The following is a 19,116-nucleotide window of genomic DNA, read 5'->3' on the forward strand; positions in this document are numbered from 1 at the left end:
GACTTCACCTTTCCATGTGCTTCAGGACCTCGGCGAGGCTCGGTGCCTCCCGGTCGCGCTGGGACATCGATGTGACCGGCAGCGGCCAGGGAATCGCGAGTTCCGGGTCGTCGAAGGCGATCGTCACGTCCTCGGACGGATCGTGCTCACGGTCGATACGGTAAGAGGTATCTGTGAATTCGGTAAGAGCCTGAAAGCCGTGAGCGCATCCCGCCGGGATGTAGACGCTCTTCTGTGTCTCGCCGGACAGCTCGAAGAAGGCCCGGTTCCGGTACGTCGGCGACTGTGGCCGCAGGTCCACGACGACGTCGAAGATCTGCCCGTACGAGCACCGCACCAGCTTGGCCTCGCCGGCCCCGGAGCGCAGGTGCAGGCCGCGCAGCACACCCCGGACCGAGCGGGAGACGCTGTCCTGGACGAAGGCGTGCGGGTCGAGGCCCACCGAGCGGACCACGTCGACGTCGAAGGTACGGCAGAAGAAGCCGCGTTCGTCGGAGTGCGGGGTCGGCTCAAACAGGTACGCGCCGGCGATCTCCGGGACTTCAGTCGCTTTCATCGGGCCTTCCGCGGGACGTGGGCGTGGGAGTTCGCCGGGAACAGGGTCGTGGTCAAGGCGGTGAACTGCTGGGCGAGTTGCTGCGCGGCGACCCGGTTCCGCTCGCTGAGCGTCCGCCGTACCTCCGCCGCGTGCTTCTCCAGGTCCCGGAACTGTTCGAGCAGCCGGTCGGCGTCGACCTCGCGGGCCGGGTGGCAGTACGTGCCGACGCCCATCCGGTCCATGAGCGCCTCGCTCTTCGCCGCATAGCAGAGGGCGAGCACGGGCGTTCCGGTCTTCAGCGCGCAGATCAGGTTGTGGTAGCGGACGGCCACCACGGCGTCGGCGGCCGCCATCTCGTTCATCAGGTCGGCCAGTGAGGCCGGTTCGGCGGCGGTGACCAGCGGTGAGTCGACGGCTTCGAGGATCGCGGCGACCACCGACTCATCGCACTCGTCGCCGGTGAGCAGCCGGACCGGTCGGCCCTCCTCGACGAGTGCGCGGACGAAGGTGATCGTCCCGTCGAGGTAGCGCCGGTATATCTCCTCGGCCCGGGCGCGGTCGTCGTTGCCGCCGTGGAAGTCCATGACGCCCACGCAGACGGGACCCGGTGACCCGGTGGGCTCGCTCGCCCGCGGCGACGGCAGGAAGAACGCGAGGTCCGGGTAGACCTCGTCGCGCGCGGTGTCCACACCCATCGCCCGCATCGCGTCGCGGGACTGGGCGTCCCGGTACGAGCGGTACGCGGCGAGCCGTGCCGACCAGCGCACCAGGGCCCGGGTCGGGCGGTTCCTGATCCCGGCGGCGCCGACGCTGACCAGCGCGACCCGGGTGCCCAGCAGCCGGCCGCTCGCGCAGAGCAGGAACAGGGAGTAGGGGAAGCCCCAGGGCCGCAGCGGCAGCGTGGCCTCCAGGACGCCCATGCCCGGCACGATCACCACGTCGTGGCGGCGCACCCAGGCGGCGGTGCGGAAGGCGTCGACGAGTTTGCCCACGGCCTTGCCGGCGATCGCCCGCGCGCGTGACGCGGTCCGGTACTCCCCGCGGTACCAGTGCAGCCGGGTCGCGGGGATCCCGAACCGGGCGGTGACGGCCTCGGGCCCGCCGCACAGGGCGTCGACGACCGCCTCCGGATGCTCGGCCCGGAGGTACTGGAGGACAGCCTCGAGCGACCCGTCGTTGCCGAGGTTGCCGGAGCCGAGCAGGCCGAACACCCCGACACGCGCCGGGGTCTCGTCCGTCGGTGTCATGCCCGCTTCCCCTCACGGCCGGCGACGAGGGCATCGACGGAGACGGTCAGCTGGGCAGGGTCGACCGGGGCACGGTCCTCGACCCGCTCACCGGCGCCCGGGCGGACCCGGCTGGTCATCCAGGCGGCCAGGTGGCGGTAGCACTCACGCCGGTCGGCCGGGGACAGCGGGGCCCGGCGGATCGCCGAGGCGAAGCCCCAGACGTACTCGGCGAGCAGCCGGGGCGTCGGGTGCAGCAGGCCCGCCCGGCGCGGGTCCAGGTTGACGCACCGGGACCGCTTGGACGGGTTCGCGCGTTCGGCGCGGGTGGGGTGGTCGCGGCGGAAGTACAGCAGTTCCGGCACCTGGTGGAAGCGTCCGTGCAGGGTGATCTCGGCGACGTACGTGCGGTCCGCGTGGTGGTAGCTGTCCATCGGTTTCACCCGGCGCAGCACGTCGGTCCGCATCACCCCGTAGAAGTCGTCGCCACCGGGCTCGAAGAGCAGACTGCGGAAGCGGTCCGGCGCGTGCGGCGAGTCGGTGGCGAGCGTGTACTCGTAGGGGACCTTCACCTGGCCGTCGCCGTCGATGACCGCCTGGTCGGTGTGGGCGAGGATCACGTCCGGCCGCTCGTCCAGGGCCTCGATGCAGCGCCGCAGCAGGTCCCGGCCGTAGAGGTCGTCGTGCGAGGCCCACTTGAACAACTCGCCGCGGGCCTCGTCGAGCACCCGGTTGTGGTTCGGGGTGGCGCCGATGTTCCGGGGCAGCCGGAGGTACCGGATGCGCGAGTCCTGCGCGACGTACTTGCGGCAGATGTCCTCGGTGCCGTCGGTCGAGGCGTTGTCGGAGATGACCAGCTCGAAGTCCTCGTAGGTCTGGCCGAGCAGCGCGTCGAGCGACTCGGCCAGGTACTCCTCGCCGTTGTACACGGGCAGGCCGATGCTCAGCCTGGGTTGGGAGGTCATGAGGTCCTCACTTCGGGGATGGGGTTGTGGCGGTGCTCGCGCAGGGCGGACCGCAGTTGGAGCCACCACACGGCCGAGCCGCCGACGGTCGCGGCGGCGACGCCCCACGCCGAGCCGACCGTGCCGGCGAGGGCCGCCCCGCCGAGCCCGCCGCCGACGTAGAAGGCGGAGGCGAACAGCTGGCAGCGCAGACTGCGCCGGGCGGCGCCGAGGGCGCGCAGCCCGGCCGCCGCGCCGGTGCCGAGGCCCGCACCCGCGACGCTGAGGGTGATCGGCACGATGAGATGCGAGGAGGAGTGCCAGACGCCGCCGAGCAGGAGGTCGCCGATCCGGTTCGGCAGCAGCAGCAACGAGCCGCCCCACAGCAGAGCGGCGGCGGCCTGTCCGCCGCCGAGCAGAAGACAGAACGTGCCGAGGCGGTGCGGGGACTGCCGCAGCACCCGTGCCGCCTCCGGGACGGTGACCAGCGACAGTCCCATCAGCACGGCGAGGAAGGGGCCCATCAGGAGCTCGGCGCCCCGCACGGCGCCCACCGCACCGACCCCGACGATCGCGCCGAGCCCGTAGGCCCGCAGCTGGCTCGCGCCGCTGAGGCTGACGTTCTCGACCAGGTACCGGTAGCCGAGGTCGCGCTGCTCGCGCAGCCACCCGCGCGCCTTGGTCATCCGGGGCCGGATGCCGGACTGGAGGCAGCCGTACGCGGCGGCCACCGCGGCGGACGCGCCCCAGGCCAGCACGAACGCGGCCACGGTGTCCACATGGGCCGCCGCCACCATGGCCGGGACGAGTGCCACGCACCAGACCACGTCGTTGAGGAAGGCCTTGCGCCCGTTGCCCGCGGCGAAGAAGGAGAACCTCCAGGCGTCCTGCAGCAGCAGCCCCGGCAGCATGACGCCCAGGCAGGCGAACGCGGGCCCCAGCCGCCCGCCGAGAGCCAGTCCGGCCACCAGGGACACCGCGCCTATGACGGTGCCGACGCCGAGTGCCGTACCCGTCGACCGGGCCACCGCCCCGCGCCAGGTGGCCTCCGGCACGCCGCTGAAGCGCACCATGAGCGGATCGGTGGTCAGGCCGCGGGAGACGTTCAGCACCACGCCGTAGGTGACCCAGGCCAGGCTGAACACGCCGAACGCGGTGACCCCCAGCGAGCGGGCCACGTAGATGCCCACCGCGAAGTTGCTGATGCTGGAGGCCGCCTGGTCGGCCAGTCCCCAGGACAGCCTGCCGACCAGGGCCCGCTTGGCGGACCGGGCCGGTGGCGCCACTGTCTGGGGGCCCTCCCCCTCGACGGGCATGGACGTCATGTCTTGATCAAACCTGCCTCGTGCAGTGCGTCGGCGGCGCCGGCGACGGTGTCGAAGGGCAGCCCGGACCGCTCGGCGACGTCCAGCAGATCGTGGTCGCCGTCGGAGAGGTTGAGCACCCAGAGCATGGCCATCTGGGCCTGCTTGGTGTCGCTGCGGCCGCCGAGCGCGTCGTACAGCCCACGACGGCCCAACTGCGGTTCGCCGTACGGGCTGAGGTTGACGTACTGCCGGTTGCGGTCCAGCACGGCGAACGCCTCGCGGCAGACGGCGAGGGTGTCGGCCATCGCCTCCGGGGACACGAAGTCCGGGTTGTCCGCCGAGGTGTGGTACTCGGGATAGCCCGCGTACGGGGTCCGGGTGAGCGAGCCGACGCCGAGGTTGAAGCCGGGCGAGCAGTACTGCCGCTCGTCGTAGCCGTACGGGGTGAACTCGTTGATCCGGTGCGGGCGTTCGGAGGTGGTCAGCACGTGCCGCAGCACCCGGTCGATCTCGGCGTCACCGCGCCGGCTCCGCTTGTACGTCACCTGCCCCGGGTCGCCGGCGCAGGCCAGCACCAGGCCGTGCTTGACCCGCTCGACGCGCTCCGCGTTGCGGGCCAGCCAGGTGATCGCCCCGATGGTGCCGGGCGCGAAGATGAACCGGTAGGTGTAGTACGGCGTCCGCTGCGCCAGCTCCCGGGCCAGGTACGTGGCCACCGCGACACCGGCCATGTTGTCGTTGGCCAGCGCCGGGTGGCAGACGTGACAGGAGACGATCACCTCGTCGGCGACCTGGCCGGGGACCACGTGCTCGGCGTAGGTGAGGTGGCCGTCGGCGAGGGTGGAGTCGATGCGGACCTCGTAGTCGCCCTCGGGCATCGCGTCCAGGGTGTCCTGGGCCAGGCAGAAGCCCCACTCCGGCTTGTAGTAGCTGGTGCGGTACGGCACCCAGGACGGCTGGTCCGGCAGGGTGTGCAGGTGCGGGCGCAGCTCCGACAGCGGCATGGTCGCCGACACCGGGACGCTGTAGCCGAGCACGTGCAGGCTGGACTCGGCGAAGTCGACGACCCGCCTGCCGGTGCTGTCGGCGACGTACGCGTCGCGGATGTTCCACTCCTGCGGCACCGTCCAGTCGAGCACCTGCGTCCCGGTCGGCACCTCGTGCACCTGGAGCGGGATGTACTCGCCGACGATGTCCAGGGTGGCCCGGACACCGTCGCCGGTGATGCTCCGGCAGAGCGGGTACAGCCGCTCCACCAGGGCGTGCATTTCCTCGCCGACACGGGTCATCGGCGCCACCGCAGGGTGTCGTCGACGGTGCCGGCCTCGGACGCGGCGCGCAGTACGGCGAGCCGGGTGAAGCGCTGGTCGAAGTCCTCCTTGGTCAGCTCGAACTTCCGGTAGGCGTCGGCGAGTTCGAGCGCGCCGCGCTTGACGGACCACTCGATGTCGAAGCCGGGGATCGCGGCGCGGAACCGGGAGAAGTCCACCCGGTAGGAGCGCGGGTCGGCCCCGTTCTCCCCGGTGATCCGCACCTTGGCGCCGGGTACCGCTTCGGCGACCTGCTCGGCGATCTCGGCGACCGTGACGTTGTTGGTCTCGCTGCCGATGTTGAACGCCCGGTCGTGGACCGCCTCGCGCGGCGCGGTCAGCGCGGCCGTGAAGGCCCGGGCGATGTCAGCGGCGTGCACGAGCGGGCGCCAGGGGGTGCCGTCGGAGAGCACCAGCACCTCGCCGGACAGCAGCGCGTGGCCCACCAGGTTGTTCAGCACGATGTCGGCGCGCAGCCGGGGCGAGTAGCCGAAGGCGGTGGCGTTGCGCATGTACACCGGGGTGAAGTCGTCGTCGGCGAGCGCGTGCAGGTCGTCCTCCACCCGCACCTTGGACTCCGCGTACGGCGTCACCGGGCGCAGCGGGGCGTCCTCGCCGACCAGGTCGTCGCCGCCCGCGGCGCCGTAGACCGAGCAGGTGGACGCGTACAGGAAGCGCCGCACTCCGGCGTCGCGGGCCAGCTGGGCCAGCCGTACGGACGCGTGGTGGTTGATGTCGTAGGTGAGTTCCGGTGCCAGCGAGCCCAGCGGGTCGTTGGACAGGGCGGCCAGGTGGATCACGGCGTCCACTCCGGCCACGTGCTCGGCCGTGACGTCGCGCAGGTCCACGCGGTGGCCCTGCGGATCCGCGGGTGTGTCGCCGAGGACGGAGTCGGCGAACAGGCCGGAGTCGAGGCCGACGACCTCGTGCCCGGCGGCGGCGAGGACCGGGGCCATGACGGTTCCCAGGTATCCCTGGTGTCCGGTCAGCAGTACGCGCATGGGTTCAACCCCCCAGGTTGAGCGTGAGTTTGGTGACGGCGAACGCTTCGGCGTATCGCTCGTGGCATTCGATGCCGCGGATCCGCGCGAGGCCGAGGAAGGCCTCCCGGTCGTACCAGGGCCGGTGCCGCTGTGAGGCGTAGTGCTCCTGCAGCAGCCGTACCTTCTCCTCGGCGGTCTCCGTCGGCAGCGGCTGGTACGCCGTCATCCGGCCGAGGTCGCCGTCCCACTTGACGATCTCGTAGCCCAGCACGAGGTGGTCGCGGAAGGCGGTGGGTATCAGCTGCGCCAGGCCGCGGTGGTCCTGGTGCGCGTCGTCGGTGCGGGGGGCCAGGATCAGGTCCGGGTCGGTCTGCGCGCGCAGTTCCTCCACGGCGGCCTTGGCCTCGTCCCAGTGCACGGGCATGCGTCCGTCCGGCAGTTTGAGCACGGTCAGCCGCAGGTCGGCGCCCGGGCAGAAGGCGGCGAGCGCGGCCCGCTCCTCCTGCTCGCGTTCGGTGCCGCCGCCGGAGAGCACCAGCGCGTCGACCCGGAGTCCGGGCCGCGCCCGGCACAGGGCGAGCAGCGTGCCGCCGGCGCCGATGGCGATGTCGTCGCAGTGCGCGCCGACGGCGACGATCCTCTCCGGGGCCCCGGCCCCGAGTCGGATCACGCGTGCACCCCGGTGTCGTCGCGCTCCCACACGGCCCACGGGCGGTCGCCCTGGGCGTAGGCGGCATCCAGCGCGGCCCGTTCCTTCACGGTGTCGGTCGGCTTCCAGAAGCCGCGGTGCTGGTGCGCCACCAGCCGCCCGCGCTTGGCGAGTTGGCCGCATCCGTCGGCCACCAGGTCACCGTTCTCCGGTATGTGGTCGAAGACCTCCTGGCGGAGCACGAAGTAGCCGCCGTTCTCCCACAGCGGCATGTCGCTCACCGCGGTGATGCCGCCGACCAGGTTGTCCTCGCCCAGTTCCACGCAGTGGAAGGAGGACTGGGGCGGCACGACCATCATCGAGGCACCGGCGTCGCGCTGGGAGAACTTCTCGATCATCTCGGGCAGCGGGGCGTCGGTGAGGACGTCCGCGTAGTTGGCGAGGAACATCTCGTCGCCGTCCAGGTGGTGCCGCACGCGGCGCAGCCGCTCCCCGATCGGCGACTCGATGCCGGTCTGCGCGAACGTGATCGTCCAGTCGGATATGTCCGTGGACAGCAGCTCGGTCTGCCCCTTGCGCAGCACGAAGTCGTTGGACGTCGTCTCCTCGTAGTTGAGGAAGAAGTCCTTGATGTGGTGGGCACCGTACCCGAGGCACAGGATGAACTCCTTGTGCCCGAAGTGCGCGTAGTAGCGCATGACGTGCCAGATCAGGGGTCTGGGGCCGACCATCGCCATGGGCTTGGGCACGTCGTCGGAGGTTCCGTTGCGCATCCGCATCCCGTAACCGCCGCAGAACAGAACGACCTTCATGCTGTGACCTTTCGGGACGCGCCTTCGACGACACTCAGTTCCGGGATGGGGAAGACCAGCCGGCCGCCCCATTCGTGCACGTAGGACAGCTGCTCGGTGAGTTCGGCCCGCAGGTTCCACGGGAGGACGAGCACGTAGTCCGGCTTGTCGGCGGCTATCTGCTCGGGCGCGAGGATCGGGATGCGGGTGCCCGGCGTGAACCTGCCGTGCTTGTAGGGGTTGCGGTCGACCGTGTACGCGAGCAGGTCGGGCCGGATGCCGCAGTGGTTGAGCAGGGTGTTGCCCTTGCCGGGGGCGCCGTAGCCGACGACCGTCTCGCCGCGCTCGGCCGCCTCGATGAGGAACTTGAGGAGGTCCCGGCGTACCTTGGCGACCCGGGCGGAGAACTCGGTGTAGCCGGACAGCTCCTGAAGGCCGGCGGCCTTCTCCCGGGCCAGGACGTCGGCCACCCGCTCGCTCGGCTCGCCGGCCACCTCGGCGGGGCGGGCCCACAGCCGGATCGAGCCGCCGTGCGTGGGCAGCAACTCCACGTCCACGAGCGTGAGTCCGCCGCTGGCCAGGGCCCGGATCGCGGAGGCGACCGTGTAGTACTGGAAGTGCTCGTGGTAGATCGTGTCGTACTGGTTCTCCTCGATCAGGGTCAGCAGGTGCTGCACCTCGATGGAGACCCAGCCGTCGTCGGCGACCAGGGCGCGCAGCCCCTGGGTGAAGCCGATCACGTCGGGGATGTGCGCGTACACGTTGTTGGCGACGACGAGGTTCGCCGGGCCGTGCTCTTCCCGGACGGACGCGCCGGTCTCCGGGCTCAGGAACTCGGTGAGCGTGGGCACACCCTTGTCCCGTGCCGCCGCGCCGACGTTGACCGACGGCTCGATGCCCAGGCAGCGGATCCCGCGGTCCACGACGTGCTTCAGCAGGTACCCGTCGTTGCTCGCGACCTCGACCACGAAGGCCTCGGAGGCGTCGAGTCCCGCCCGCTCCACGGCACCGGCGACGAAGGTCCGCGCGTGTTCCACCCAGGAGGTCGAGAACGAGGAGAAGTACGCGTACTCCTTGAACGTCTCCTCCGGTGTGATCAGCGGCGGGATCTGCGCGAGCCAGCAGTCCGTGCAGACCTGAAGGTGCAGCGGGTAGGCGGGCTCGGGCTGGTCCAGTTGGTCCGCGGCGAGAAAGCTCTCACATGGTGGCGTCGCTCCGAGGTCGACGACGCTCGCCATCGCTTCCGAGCCGCACAGTCGGCATCGTGTCATCTGCTGTTCCCATCCCCCCAGCTCGCGCGGGTGTCCCCGCCGCGAGTCAGTGCTGACCGACCCGCGATCGCGGTGCGGTACTCGTCAACCAGGCGGTCGAGGCCGACCGCCGGGCTGAAACCCTGTTCGTAACGGCGCCGGGCCGCCTCACCCATGTCCCGGTTGCGGGCCGGTTCGGCCGCGATCGTGCGTATGCAGGACGCGAGCGAGGCGGACTCGCCCGGCCGGTGCAGCAGCCCGGTCACCCCGTCGTCGACGAGTTCGACGAAGGCGCCGTGGCCGGCGGCGACGACCGGGACCCCGGCCGCCATCGCCTCCACGACCACCAGGCCGAACGCCTCCAGCCACGTGGAGGGAGCCACCACGGCGATCGACCGCGCGATGGCCTTCTGGCACTCCGCCGTGTCGTACAGGCCGACGTACCGGACGTCGTCCCGGCCCGCCGCCCAGGCGGTGACCTCGGCCTCCAGTGGTCCCGTGCCGGCGATCACGAGCGGTACTCCCACACCGCCGCTCGCCGCGAGCTCGTCCCACGCGGCCATGAGCAGCCGTACGCCCTTGGCCTCCGCGAGCCGGCCGAGATACAGCACGTGCTCGCCGGCGTCCGTGCGGCGGGCGTCCGGGTCGGGCACGAAGTTGTGCTTCACCGCCAGCCGCTCGGCCGGCATCCCGGCATTCACCAGGACGTCCCGCTGCGCCGCGGAGATGCAGAGGAAGCGCTCCACGCCGGACCACCACCGCCGCCGGTTGGCCGACAGGCTGACCGCCAGCGGCACGGTCGCGAGGCGGGAGTTCCGGTAGCAGCCGTGCCGGACGGCGGGCAGCGGGGTCGACCCGACGCACTCGGTGCACGGCTTGCCGTCCCGTTGCAGGGTGCCGGGCGGGCAGACCTGGGTGTAGTTGTGCAGCGTCGCCACGGCGGGCACTCCGGCGTCGGCGCAGGCGGCGAGCACCGCGGGCGACAGGAGCGGGAAGACGTTGTGGACGTGGACGACGTCCGGGCGCTCGGTGCGGAGCCGGTCGGCGAGTTCCCTGCGGACCGCCGCGTTCCACGGCACCCGCAGGGGCACCGCGACCTTGGCGAGGAGGGACATGGCGCCGATGTCGTCGCTGCGCCGCTCGAACAACTCGACCCGGTGGCCGCCGTCGCGCAGCAGCCGCACCTCCTGGTCGACGACCTTGTTCTCGCCGCTCGGCTGCGCCGAGGCGTAGCGGTTGTGCACCACGAGGACGTGCATGCTCACCTCACCTCCGATCTCTTGGCCCAGCGCGGGACGCGTTGTCGAGGAATGGCGGGCGCCGTGAGCGGGCCGGCCTCGGCAGGTGCCGCCAACAGCGAGACGGCCAGGGCCAGATGCAGCAGATACGGCGAGGCGTCGCCGAGACCGGCCTCGGTGTACGACGCGATCGCGCAGTAGCTGATCAGGAAGATCGCGCAGGCCCGCTGGAGCGACGGCGGCCGGAGCAACGCGACGCCGCCCAGCACGATGATGAACGCCGCCACGAGGCCGACGCCGATCAGACCCTGCTCGTTGTAGACGGCCAGCCAGCTGTTGTCGATCGGCAGACCGCCGAACGACTTGTCTCCCAGGCCCACGCCGAACCACTTCTCCCCGGTGGTCCGGGGCGCGGCCAGCAGGGCGTCCCAGACCTTGGCGCGACCGGTGAGGCTGGAGAAGTTGTCCTTGCTCTGTCCGCGCAGGAACCACGCCTGGAGAGCGCCGGCGAACCCCACCGCGGCCACCGTGCCGCACACCACCGCCCAGGTGAAGAAGCGGCGGGCCGCGGCGCTGGTCAGCAGGAGCGAGCCGATCGCCAGCACCAGCCCGATGAGCAGGCCGAGCGTGGCCGTCCGGGTGTGGGTCAGCGCGAGCAGGACGAGGGACGGCACGATGACCACCGCCGCACTGGTCCGGTCGGTCCGGCGGCCCAGGAGGAGCAGCACGGTGAGCCCGACGATCACCGCGGCGTACTGGCCGATCTGCGGCGGGGTGAGCGGCCACAGCGCGCCGACCAGCCGCCCGCCGTAGAGGTCGGGCAGGGCGGCGCCGGGTGAGATGGCAAGGCCGAGGGCCACCGACCCGAGGACCGCGAAGTACATCCGGATGTGGTGCCGTACGAAGGTCAGGCTGCCGTCCCACCAGCGGCTGAGCAGCCACAGCGTGCCGACGAAGAGCGTCAGCCGGAAGCAGCGGAACAGCGCGCCGAACCCGGACTCCAGGTGAGCGCTGGAGATCACGCTCGTCACCAGGAGCAGGGTCAGCAGGAACACGTAGGCGTTGGCCCGGACACGCAGCCGGGCATTGACCGCGAGCGCCAGCGCGAACGCGGCGACCAGCGCGCCCATGGTGACCATCTGGATGAGGGAGCGGGGCAGCGGGACGATGGTCTTCGCCCCGGCGGAGCCGAGCGTGTTGAGGACCAGCAGCCCCCAGACCACCCCGACGATCTTCGGTGTGCGCTCTGTCTCCATCTCAACCACCGGCCTTCGGGTCGGAGTCGAGGGTGCTGCCCGTGTCCTGCCGGTACGGCGTGCCCTGCCACTGCGGGAAGTCGAGCACGCGGGCCGGGTCGTGGGCGACGAACGTCCATGGTCCGACGTAGACGTTGTCGTGCCAGCGGTTGTGCTGCTTCTGCGTGATCGCGTCGGCCACCTTCTCGCCCTTGTAGGGCGACCAGTCCGGATAGGTGCCGTAGTTGGACAGCACCGCCATGCGGTCGCATTTCGTCGTGCAGTCGACGACGGACTTGTCGAGCACGAAGCGGTTGTCGTGGATGTCCACCCGCTGGGTCTTCCACCGGCAGTCGGCGTAGAGCGGCGCCTTGTCGATCGCCGGTTTCGCGCAGCTGCCGGTCTTCTTCACCAGCAGCGTGCAGTCACCGGAGGAGGTGTTGGCCGGGCTGTTGCAGAACCGGTCGGCGTTCTCCCACAGGGTGATCCCGGACCAGTTGTTCTCCAGCAGGTTCCGGTAGATCTCGATCTTGTCGGTGCGGGCCTTGACCCGTGGTTCGCCGCCCGACTCGGACAGGTAGATCGTCGCGAACGGGAAGCTGTCGCCCTTGTCGGCGGCCTTGCGGCCCTCGACCCAGTTGTTCCGCCGGATCGTGTTGTTGCGGATGATCGCGTTGTAGCTGATCTCGTAGATCAGCGCGGCACCGTCGTTGGCCTCGATCACGTTGTTCTCGACGAGGAAGTCGTTGTTGTTGGTGTCCGCCCACAACCCGGTGCCCCGGTTGTCGTGCACCCAGTTGCCGCGTACGTCGGCGCCGTCGACCTCCCAGAACTTGATGCCTCCGGTGCAGCCGCAGCCCGGCTTGCGCCGCTCCCAGTCGCCGGTGTTGTTGCCCACGATCTCGTTGCCCTCGACCACCAGGCCGGTGATACGGCCGTTGCCCTTGTACGCGTTCATGCCGTACTGGCCGTTGTTCCGCAGGCAGTTGGCGCGGACCTGCTGGCGGGCTCCGGCCATCAGCCCGGCGCCGTCGTTGTCCTGGATCGTCGAGTCCTCGATCACCCATCCGTCGGCCGAGTCGTGGTTGACCACGCCCTCGTCGGAGGGCGCCGCGAAACGCTGCACGGTCAGGTGGCGGATGGTGACGTCGGGGGCGCTGCCGCTGAACGCGTACTGGTTCTTCTTCCCGCCGTCGAGCACCGCGCCCGGCGCACCGAGGTAGCGGTCCCCCTTCTTGGGGACGACCTGGGCGAAGCGGTCCGGGTCGAGCCGGTGCGTGCCCGGCCGCAGCCAGAACGTGGTGTTCGGGGGGCTGCTCTTGGTCTTGGCCGCTAGGTCGCCGACCTTCCCGGGGTCGACCGTCACCGCGCCCGCGGGTGCCTTGGCCGGCCCTGGCGCGGGGTTGGCGCACACCCGGGTCAGTGACTCGGACCGGGCCCCGGACGTGGTCGGCACGGCGGCCGGTTTCGCGTCGGCTTCCGGCGTGCCGCTGTCACAGCCGGTCGCGGCCAGCAGGGCCAGCGCCAGCGGTGCCACCGCCAACGCCCAGGGCCGCCTCTTGATCCCCACGTGCCCCCCCCTAGCCGCGGAACCCGAGCACGGTGGTGAAAGCCTCCGTGCCGTCGGTGGTGCCGGTGCCGATCAGGGTGGTGGCGGGTTCCTTGCGCCCGAATCCTTCGGAGTACCAGCCCAGCGGCGGTTCGCTCTCGCCGCGGTGCGCCTGCCAGGACAGCCCCTCGGGCAGGTCGAGTACGGCGGAGCGGTCCTCGCCGTCGCGGGTCCAGCTGAGCCGGGCCCGGTTGCCGACCAGGTCGGCGGTGATCGCGGGGCCGAGGTGGAACGCCAGCCGCACCGCACGGTCCGGGCCGCTCACCTCGTCGACCAGCCGCAACTCCTGGCTCTCGGGGGTCAGTTCCACCCGGCGGCGGTGCACGGACCCCTGGTAGCCGTCGTGTTCGGCGTACCAGCGGGCCACCTCGCCGGATGTGTCGGCCGTCAGGACACGGGTCCGGGCGTGCCTGGTCCACAGGAACGGTCCGCCGGAGACGGACTGGTCGGCGCCGTCCAGCTCCAGGGTGTTGTGGCCGAGGGTCGAGCGGAAGTAGCGCCGCCACTCGGGCTGCCCGTGGTAGCAGTACGTCCCCGGGTCGGCGAGCACGTCGACCCCGTCGTGCCGGACCTCCACGGACAGCGCGTCCGCGTGGGCGTGCGCGGCGATGGACAGGAAGCCGTGCGGCCCGCCGTCGCAGCGGCACCAGATCTCCTCCGGGCCGCGCAGGATCGTCATGCCCGCGTCGGCGAAGTGCGCCGGTCGGCTCGCCGGACGGGTCACGGACAGTCGGGAGGGCTCGGCGAGCGCGGCCAGCAGCGGGGTGCGCACATCGGTGGCGGTCACCTCCGGCCACCAGTCGAGCCGGCCGAACACGGCGTCGCCGGTGGCCAGCAGGGAGGCCCAGCGGTCGGTGCCCGCGCCGTCCACGATCAGGCCGTGTCCGTCGTCCGCGTCCCCCTGACGCGGCGGCCGGAGCCGGTTGTCCACGACGGCCGCGAGCGCGTCGGTCATGCGCAGCAGCACCAGCCGGGTCGTCGCGGGGACCGGCACGCCCGCGGCATCGGCCTCGGCCAACGCGGACAGGCCGAGCTCCAGGACCAGTCCGTGGTACTCCGTGGCCAGCTCGCGGTTGAGGCCGGAGCCGAAGGTGTTGGCGCGCAGCTGCCGGTCCAGCGAGCGCAGCGCGGCGGCCCGCCAGCGCGCCGACTCGGGGAACCAGTCGAAGGCGCAGGCCGCGGCGAACTGACCGGCGTCCTCGGCGATGACGTGGTTGTTCGCCGAGGAGCCCCGGCTGGGGAAGGCGGCCAGCCAGCGCTGGTGGTGCCAGATCTGGTTCCGCGCCACCGGGTTGCCCTCGAACAGCTCGGCGGCGCCCGGCCAGCCGTCGAGCAGCCGGCGGACCCACACCCAGGACAGCAGCCGGATGCCCAGCTCGATGCCGCTGATCCAGTGGACGCCGCGCAGCGGCGGGTTGGCCTCCCACCACGACCGCAGGTGCTCGGCAACGCGCTCGGCGTACCGCTCGTTCCCGGTGAGCGCGTAGGCGGCCGCGAGCTGGGTGAGGTGGTGGTGCCGGGACGGCTCCCAGATCTGCTTGATGTCCCCGACCGCGTCCTCACTGCGGTACGGCACGTCGAAGGCGTAGCCCGCGGGGGCCCGGCGCCCGGTCTTCGGGTCGCGCCACCAGTCCGGGTCGGCCATGTCGTCGCGGACCACGCCGAAGAACTCGGCGTGCCCGTCCATCAGCCGGTCCGCCTCGGCGACGAGGCGTTTCGCGGCGTCGGCGGGTACGCCGGAGAGCGCCCCGGCGGGCAGTACGGCGGTGAACCGGGCGCCGGTCACGCTGGGGCAGTCGGGCGGCGCCGACCGCCAGCGCCGTCTGCGCACCGTGTCACTGACCCGGCCGGCGATCTCCTGCGGCCCCATCCGGGACAGCCGCCGGAGGTACCAGCCCACGCTCATGGTCACTTGGACCTCGCCAACGTCACCGGCACGCCACCGGCCAGGCCGGTCTGCACGGCGAGGGTGGCCGCCGTGGTGGCGACGAGCGACTCCAGCGGCACCGGCATCGGTCCGCCGGTGCGGACCGCCTTGACGAACGCGGCCAGTTCGGCGTTCTGGCCCTTGTCCCGGGCCTTGGGCAGCCGCGAACTGACCCACTTCTTGCGGCCGTACACCGAGGCACGCACGAAGTCGTCGAGGCGCAGCGCACGGCCGTCCGCTACCAGGTCCAGCGTCTCCTTGGGGAAGCCGGACGGGCCGGTGGTGACGTAGCTGATGGTGGCGGTGGAGCCGTCCGGGTAGCGCAGCACGACCTGGAGGTCCTGGTTGTCGGACGTCGCGGTCGCGTACACCGAGACCGGGTCCGCGTCGAGCAGCCAGCTCGCCGTGTCGATGAAGTGGCCGCCCTCGCCGGCGAACCGCGAGCCCTCGGTGCCCTGCTGGAGGTACCAGCTGCCGTGCGTGAGGCGGCCCGCGTTGACCAGGTAGCGCAGGTGCGCCGGGCCGGTCCGGGGGCCGAACTGCTTCCTGGCCTCGTGGAGCAGCGGGGCGAACCGGCGGTTGAAGCCCACCTGGAGCCGGTCGTTGCCGGACTCCTCCACCGCCGCGAGCACGCCGGCCAGTTCGTCCTCGGTGAGGGCGAGGGGCTTCTCCACGAACACGGTCTTGCCGGCCAGGAGGGCCTGCCGGGTCAGTTCGGCGTGGGAGCTGTGCCGGGTGACGACGAACACGGCGTCGACGGACTTGTCGCCGAGGACGGCGTCGAGGTCGGTGGTCGCGTCCTTGAAGCCGAACTTCCGCTGCGCGTTGGCTCCGGACAGCGCCGTCGTGGTGACGACGGTCGACAGCTCGACGCCCTCGCGCTGTGCGAGGTGCGGCAGCAGCATCGACGTCGCGTAGTTGCCGGCGCCGACGAACGCGAGGCGCACCGGGGTTTTGGCGGCCGGGGCGGGACTCGGCTTCACGGTCACGGCGGGCACGGTCACCGACGGGGCCTCGGCCTCCTGGGCGTCCTGTCCGGGGTACCGGAACAGCGCGGTGACGGCCTTCAGGTCGCCGTCCTTCAGGCGCTGGTAGGTCTCGACGGCGTCGTCGAAGTCGGCGACGTGGGAGATCAGGGGCTCCACGTCGACCTTGCCGCGGGCGGCGAGGTCGAGGAAGCAGGCCAGGTTGCGCCGCTCGGTCCAGCGGACGTAGCCGATCGGGTAGTCGCGCCCCTCCAGCTCGTACGACGGGTCGTAGCGCCCGGGGCCGTAACTGCGGGAGAACCGGACGTCGAGTTCCTTCTCGTAGTACGCGTTCCACGGCAGGTCGAGGCGGCACTTGCCGATGTCGACGACCCGGCCGCGGTCCCGGGCCAGCTTGGCGGCCAGCTCGACGGGCTGGTTGCTGCCGCCTCCGGCGGCCAGGTACACCTGGTCCACGCCGTGTCCGTCGGTGAGTTCGGCGACGGCGTTCTCCACGGCGGTGGAGCCGGGGTCGCCGCAGGCCGCGGCGCCCAGGCGCTCGGCGAGCTCGCAGCGCGCCGGGTCGGGGTCGGCGCCGACGACGCGGACGCCGGAGGCGGCCAGGAGCTGCACCACCAGCTGGCCGATCAGCCCGAGGCCGATGACCAGGGCCACCTCGCCGAGCTGCGGTTCGCCCTGGCGGACGCCCTGCATGGCGATGGACCCGACGGTGCCGAAGGCCGCGTGCTGCGGTGCGAGGCCGTCCGGCACCGGGACGTAGAGGTTCTTCGGCACCCAGTTGAGCTCGGCGTGCAGCGCGTGCTCGTTGCCGGCGCAAGCCACGAGGTCGCCGACCTTCACGTCGTCGACGCCGGCGCCGACCTGCTCGACCACTCCGCACAGCGAGTAGCCGAGCGGCGTGTAGGAGTCCAGCTTGCCCATCACCTTGCGGTACGTGGCGGGCACCCCGTTGGTGGCCACGCTCTGCATGACCTTGGCCACCTGGTCGGGGCGGGAGCGGGCCTTGCCCAGCATCGACATGCCGGCCTCGGACACCTTCATGAGCTCGGTGCCGGTGGAGATCAGCGAGTAGGCGGTGCGGACCAGCACACCGCCCGGCTTGCATCCGGGCACCGGCACGTCGAGCACCGCCAGCTCGCCGCTCTTGTAGTTCTGTACGACCTGTTTCACCGAAGTCCCCTGATTCCTAAGCCGTTTGCCGAGTGCTCTGGCCGGACCCGGAGGTCGCGTCGCGGTACCAGTACTCGAGGGTCAGCACATGCCACAGATGCTTGGAGAAGTCCTGCTGTCCGGCGGCGTCCTCGGCGACCATCCGGTTCAGCGCGTCACGGCGCAGGAACCCGGAACGCACGAGCTCACCGTCGTTGACCACCTCGCGCACCAGCGGTGCCAGGTCCCGGCTCATCCAGGCCCGCAGCGGGGCGCTGAACAGGCCCTTGGGCCGGTAGACGATCTCCCGGGGCAGGATCGAGGTGGCCGCCTCCTTGAGGACCGCCTTGCCCTGCCGTCCGACGATCTTGCGGTCGCCGGGCACGGTGAACGCCGCCTTCACCACCTCGACGTCCACGTACGGCACCCGCACCTCGGTCGAGGCGGCCATGCTGGAGCGGTCCGTGTAGGTGAGGTTCAGGCCCGGCAGGAACATCCGGGCGTCGCCCAGGCACATGCGGTTGACGAAGTCGTCGAGCTCGTTGTCCTGGTAGATGTCCGCGTGCTCGGTCAGGACGTCGTCGACCGTCCCGGCCAGGTCCGGGTCGACCAGGGCGAGCAGCTCGTCCTGGTCGTACATGGTGTAGCTGCGCCGGAACGCGGTCTCCTCCGGCAGGTCGGCGAAGGACAGGAACCGCTTCGCGAAGCGCACCGAGCGCAGTCCCCGGCGGGACGTGGCGACCGGCAGCCGGTCCACGACCGCGGACGCCCCGCGCCGCAGGGGCCGCGGGACGCGCTGGTAGCGCAGGGCGAGGAGATTGGCCAGGTGCTTGCGGTAGCCGGCGAACAGCTCGTCGGCGCCCATCCCGGAGAGCATCACCTTGACCCCGGCCTCCCGGGCCGCCTGGCAGATCAGGAAGGTGTTGATCGCGGCGGGGTCGCCGATCGGCTCGTCCAGGGAGTACGTCATCTGCGGCAGCAGGTCGAGCACGTTCGGGGCGATCTCGATCTCGTGGAGGTCGACGCCGAACTGCTGGGCCACCTGCCGGGCGTAGCGCAGGTCGTCGGGCATGGCCTCGAACCGGGCGTCCTCGGCGCGGAACCCGATCGTGTAGGCCGAGATCCCCGGCTGGTGGCGGGCCGCGAGGGCGGTCAGCCAGCTCGAGTCGAGGCCGCCGGACAGGAAGGTCGCCACGGGGACGTCGGAGAGCAGGTGGCGCCGGGTCGACTCCTCGACGACGGCGGCCAGGTCCGGCTGTTCACCGGCCCGGGCCCGTGCCTGGCCCTCTGCCGCGACGTCCTTGAGGTTCCAGAACCGGCCGCGCTGCACCTGGCCGTCGGGCCGGATCCGCAGCCAGCTCCCCGGCGGCAGCTTCTCCGCCTCGCGGAAGGCGCACCGGGAGTCCGGCACCCAGTAGTAGAGGAGCGAGGCCACCAGCGCCGCGTGGTCCACCTCCAGCTTGCCGCCGGTCGCGGCGGCGAGCGCCTTGAGCTCGGAGGCGAAGGCCAGGCCCCCGTCGCGCCGGATCAGGAACAGCGGCTTGATGCCCAACTGGTCGCGGACCAGCACCAGTTCGCCGGTGCGCTCGTCGAAGACGCCGAACGCGAACATGCCGCGCAACCGGGGCAGGCAGTCCGTGCCCCAGCGCCGCCAGGCCTCGAGCAGCACCTCGGTGTCGGAGGTGCCGCGGAAGCGCACCCCGGCGGCCTCCAGCTCGGCCCGCAGTTCGGGCGCGTTGTACAGCTCGCCGTTGTACGTCAGGACGAGGCTGTCCTTGACCATCGGCTGGGCGCCGGTCTCGGACAGGTCGATGATGGACAGCCGGCGGTGCCCGAGCTGCACCTCGCCGTCACCGACGGGGTGGCCGTAGCGGCCGGACCCGTCCGGGCCGCGGTGGGCGAGGGTGTCGGTGAGCCGGTCGGTCACGATCTTGCCGTCCGGCCATCGGTACGTCCCTGCGATGCCACACATGT

15 protein-coding genes are annotated in these 19,116 nt (G+C 71.5%); all 15 read right to left on the reverse strand.

What is annotated here, in order from left to right:
• Nucleotides 1-4: 4 nt before the first annotated feature.
• The 15 genes from OHN19_RS05625 to asnB are packed head-to-tail and all read right to left on the reverse strand — an operon-like array spanning nucleotide 5 to nucleotide 19,114.
• The gene (locus OHN19_RS05625; RefSeq protein WP_330263067.1) at nucleotides 5-556 is read right to left on the reverse strand and encodes a dTDP-4-dehydrorhamnose 3,5-epimerase family protein; all 552 of its coding nucleotides are present in this window, start codon (nucleotides 554-556) and stop codon (nucleotides 5-7) included.
• A complete protein-coding gene (locus tag OHN19_RS05630; RefSeq protein ID WP_330263068.1) occupies nucleotides 553-1,785 on the reverse strand; it encodes a polysaccharide pyruvyl transferase family protein in 1,233 nt (410 codons plus the stop codon). Before OHN19_RS05630 ends, OHN19_RS05625 begins: the two co-directional genes overlap by 4 nt.
• Nucleotides 1,782-2,729: a glycosyltransferase family 2 protein gene (locus OHN19_RS05635; RefSeq protein ID WP_330263069.1), complete on the reverse strand. Its 948-nt coding sequence runs from the start codon at nucleotides 2,727-2,729 to the stop codon at nucleotides 1,782-1,784. Before OHN19_RS05635 ends, OHN19_RS05630 begins: the two co-directional genes overlap by 4 nt.
• Entirely contained in the window at nucleotides 2,726-4,033 is a 1,308-nt protein-coding gene (locus tag OHN19_RS05640; RefSeq protein ID WP_330263070.1) for a hypothetical protein, read from the reverse strand. The genes OHN19_RS05635 and OHN19_RS05640 overlap by 4 nt, the downstream gene beginning before the upstream one ends.
• Complete coding sequence (locus tag OHN19_RS05645; protein WP_330263071.1) at nucleotides 4,030-5,304, reverse strand: DUF4910 domain-containing protein; 1,275 nt, start codon at nucleotides 5,302-5,304, stop codon at nucleotides 4,030-4,032. The genes OHN19_RS05640 and OHN19_RS05645 overlap by 4 nt, the downstream gene beginning before the upstream one ends.
• A complete protein-coding gene (locus tag OHN19_RS05650; protein WP_330263072.1) occupies nucleotides 5,301-6,326 on the reverse strand; it encodes an SDR family oxidoreductase in 1,026 nt (341 codons plus the stop codon). The genes OHN19_RS05645 and OHN19_RS05650 overlap by 4 nt, the downstream gene beginning before the upstream one ends.
• Before the next feature lie 4 nt (nucleotides 6,327-6,330).
• Nucleotides 6,331-6,978 carry a PIG-L deacetylase family protein gene (locus OHN19_RS05655; protein WP_330263073.1) on the reverse strand — a complete coding sequence of 216 codons (648 nt, stop codon included), beginning with the start codon at nucleotides 6,976-6,978 and terminating at the stop codon, nucleotides 6,331-6,333.
• Nucleotides 6,975-7,769 carry a glucose-1-phosphate cytidylyltransferase gene (locus tag OHN19_RS05660; RefSeq protein ID WP_330263074.1) on the reverse strand — a complete coding sequence of 265 codons (795 nt, stop codon included), beginning with the start codon at nucleotides 7,767-7,769 and terminating at the stop codon, nucleotides 6,975-6,977. Before OHN19_RS05660 ends, OHN19_RS05655 begins: the two co-directional genes overlap by 4 nt.
• Nucleotides 7,766-9,019 carry a class I SAM-dependent methyltransferase gene (locus OHN19_RS05665; RefSeq protein WP_330263075.1) on the reverse strand — a complete coding sequence of 418 codons (1,254 nt, stop codon included), beginning with the start codon at nucleotides 9,017-9,019 and terminating at the stop codon, nucleotides 7,766-7,768. The genes OHN19_RS05660 and OHN19_RS05665 overlap by 4 nt, the downstream gene beginning before the upstream one ends.
• Nucleotides 9,016-10,257, reverse strand: coding sequence for a glycosyltransferase (locus OHN19_RS05670; protein ID WP_330263076.1), 1,242 nt, complete (start codon nucleotides 10,255-10,257; stop codon nucleotides 9,016-9,018). The genes OHN19_RS05665 and OHN19_RS05670 overlap by 4 nt, the downstream gene beginning before the upstream one ends.
• Nucleotides 10,258-10,259: 2 nt before the next feature.
• Complete coding sequence (locus OHN19_RS05675) at nucleotides 10,260-11,492, reverse strand: O-antigen ligase domain-containing protein (RefSeq protein ID WP_330263077.1); 1,233 nt, start codon at nucleotides 11,490-11,492, stop codon at nucleotides 10,260-10,262.
• Nucleotide 11,493: 1 nt separating this feature from the next.
• Nucleotides 11,494-13,041: a right-handed parallel beta-helix repeat-containing protein gene (locus OHN19_RS05680; protein ID WP_330263078.1), complete on the reverse strand. Its 1,548-nt coding sequence runs from the start codon at nucleotides 13,039-13,041 to the stop codon at nucleotides 11,494-11,496.
• 10 nt (nucleotides 13,042-13,051) lie between these two features.
• Entirely contained in the window at nucleotides 13,052-14,992 is a 1,941-nt protein-coding gene (locus tag OHN19_RS05685; protein WP_330263079.1) for an alginate lyase family protein, read from the reverse strand.
• Nucleotides 14,989-17,163: a bi-domain-containing oxidoreductase gene (locus OHN19_RS05690; RefSeq protein ID WP_330263080.1), complete on the reverse strand. Its 2,175-nt coding sequence runs from the start codon at nucleotides 17,161-17,163 to the stop codon at nucleotides 14,989-14,991. The genes OHN19_RS05685 and OHN19_RS05690 overlap by 4 nt, the downstream gene beginning before the upstream one ends.
• Before the next feature lie 16 nt (nucleotides 17,164-17,179).
• Nucleotides 17,180-19,114, reverse strand: coding sequence for an asparagine synthase (glutamine-hydrolyzing) (asnB, locus tag OHN19_RS05695; RefSeq protein WP_330263081.1), 1,935 nt, complete (start codon nucleotides 19,112-19,114; stop codon nucleotides 17,180-17,182).
• Nucleotides 19,115-19,116 lie beyond the last annotated feature (2 nt).

The sequence above is a fragment of the Streptomyces griseorubiginosus genome (assembly GCF_036345115.1).
GTDB lineage: Bacteria > Actinomycetota > Actinomycetes > Streptomycetales > Streptomycetaceae > Streptomyces > Streptomyces griseorubiginosus_C.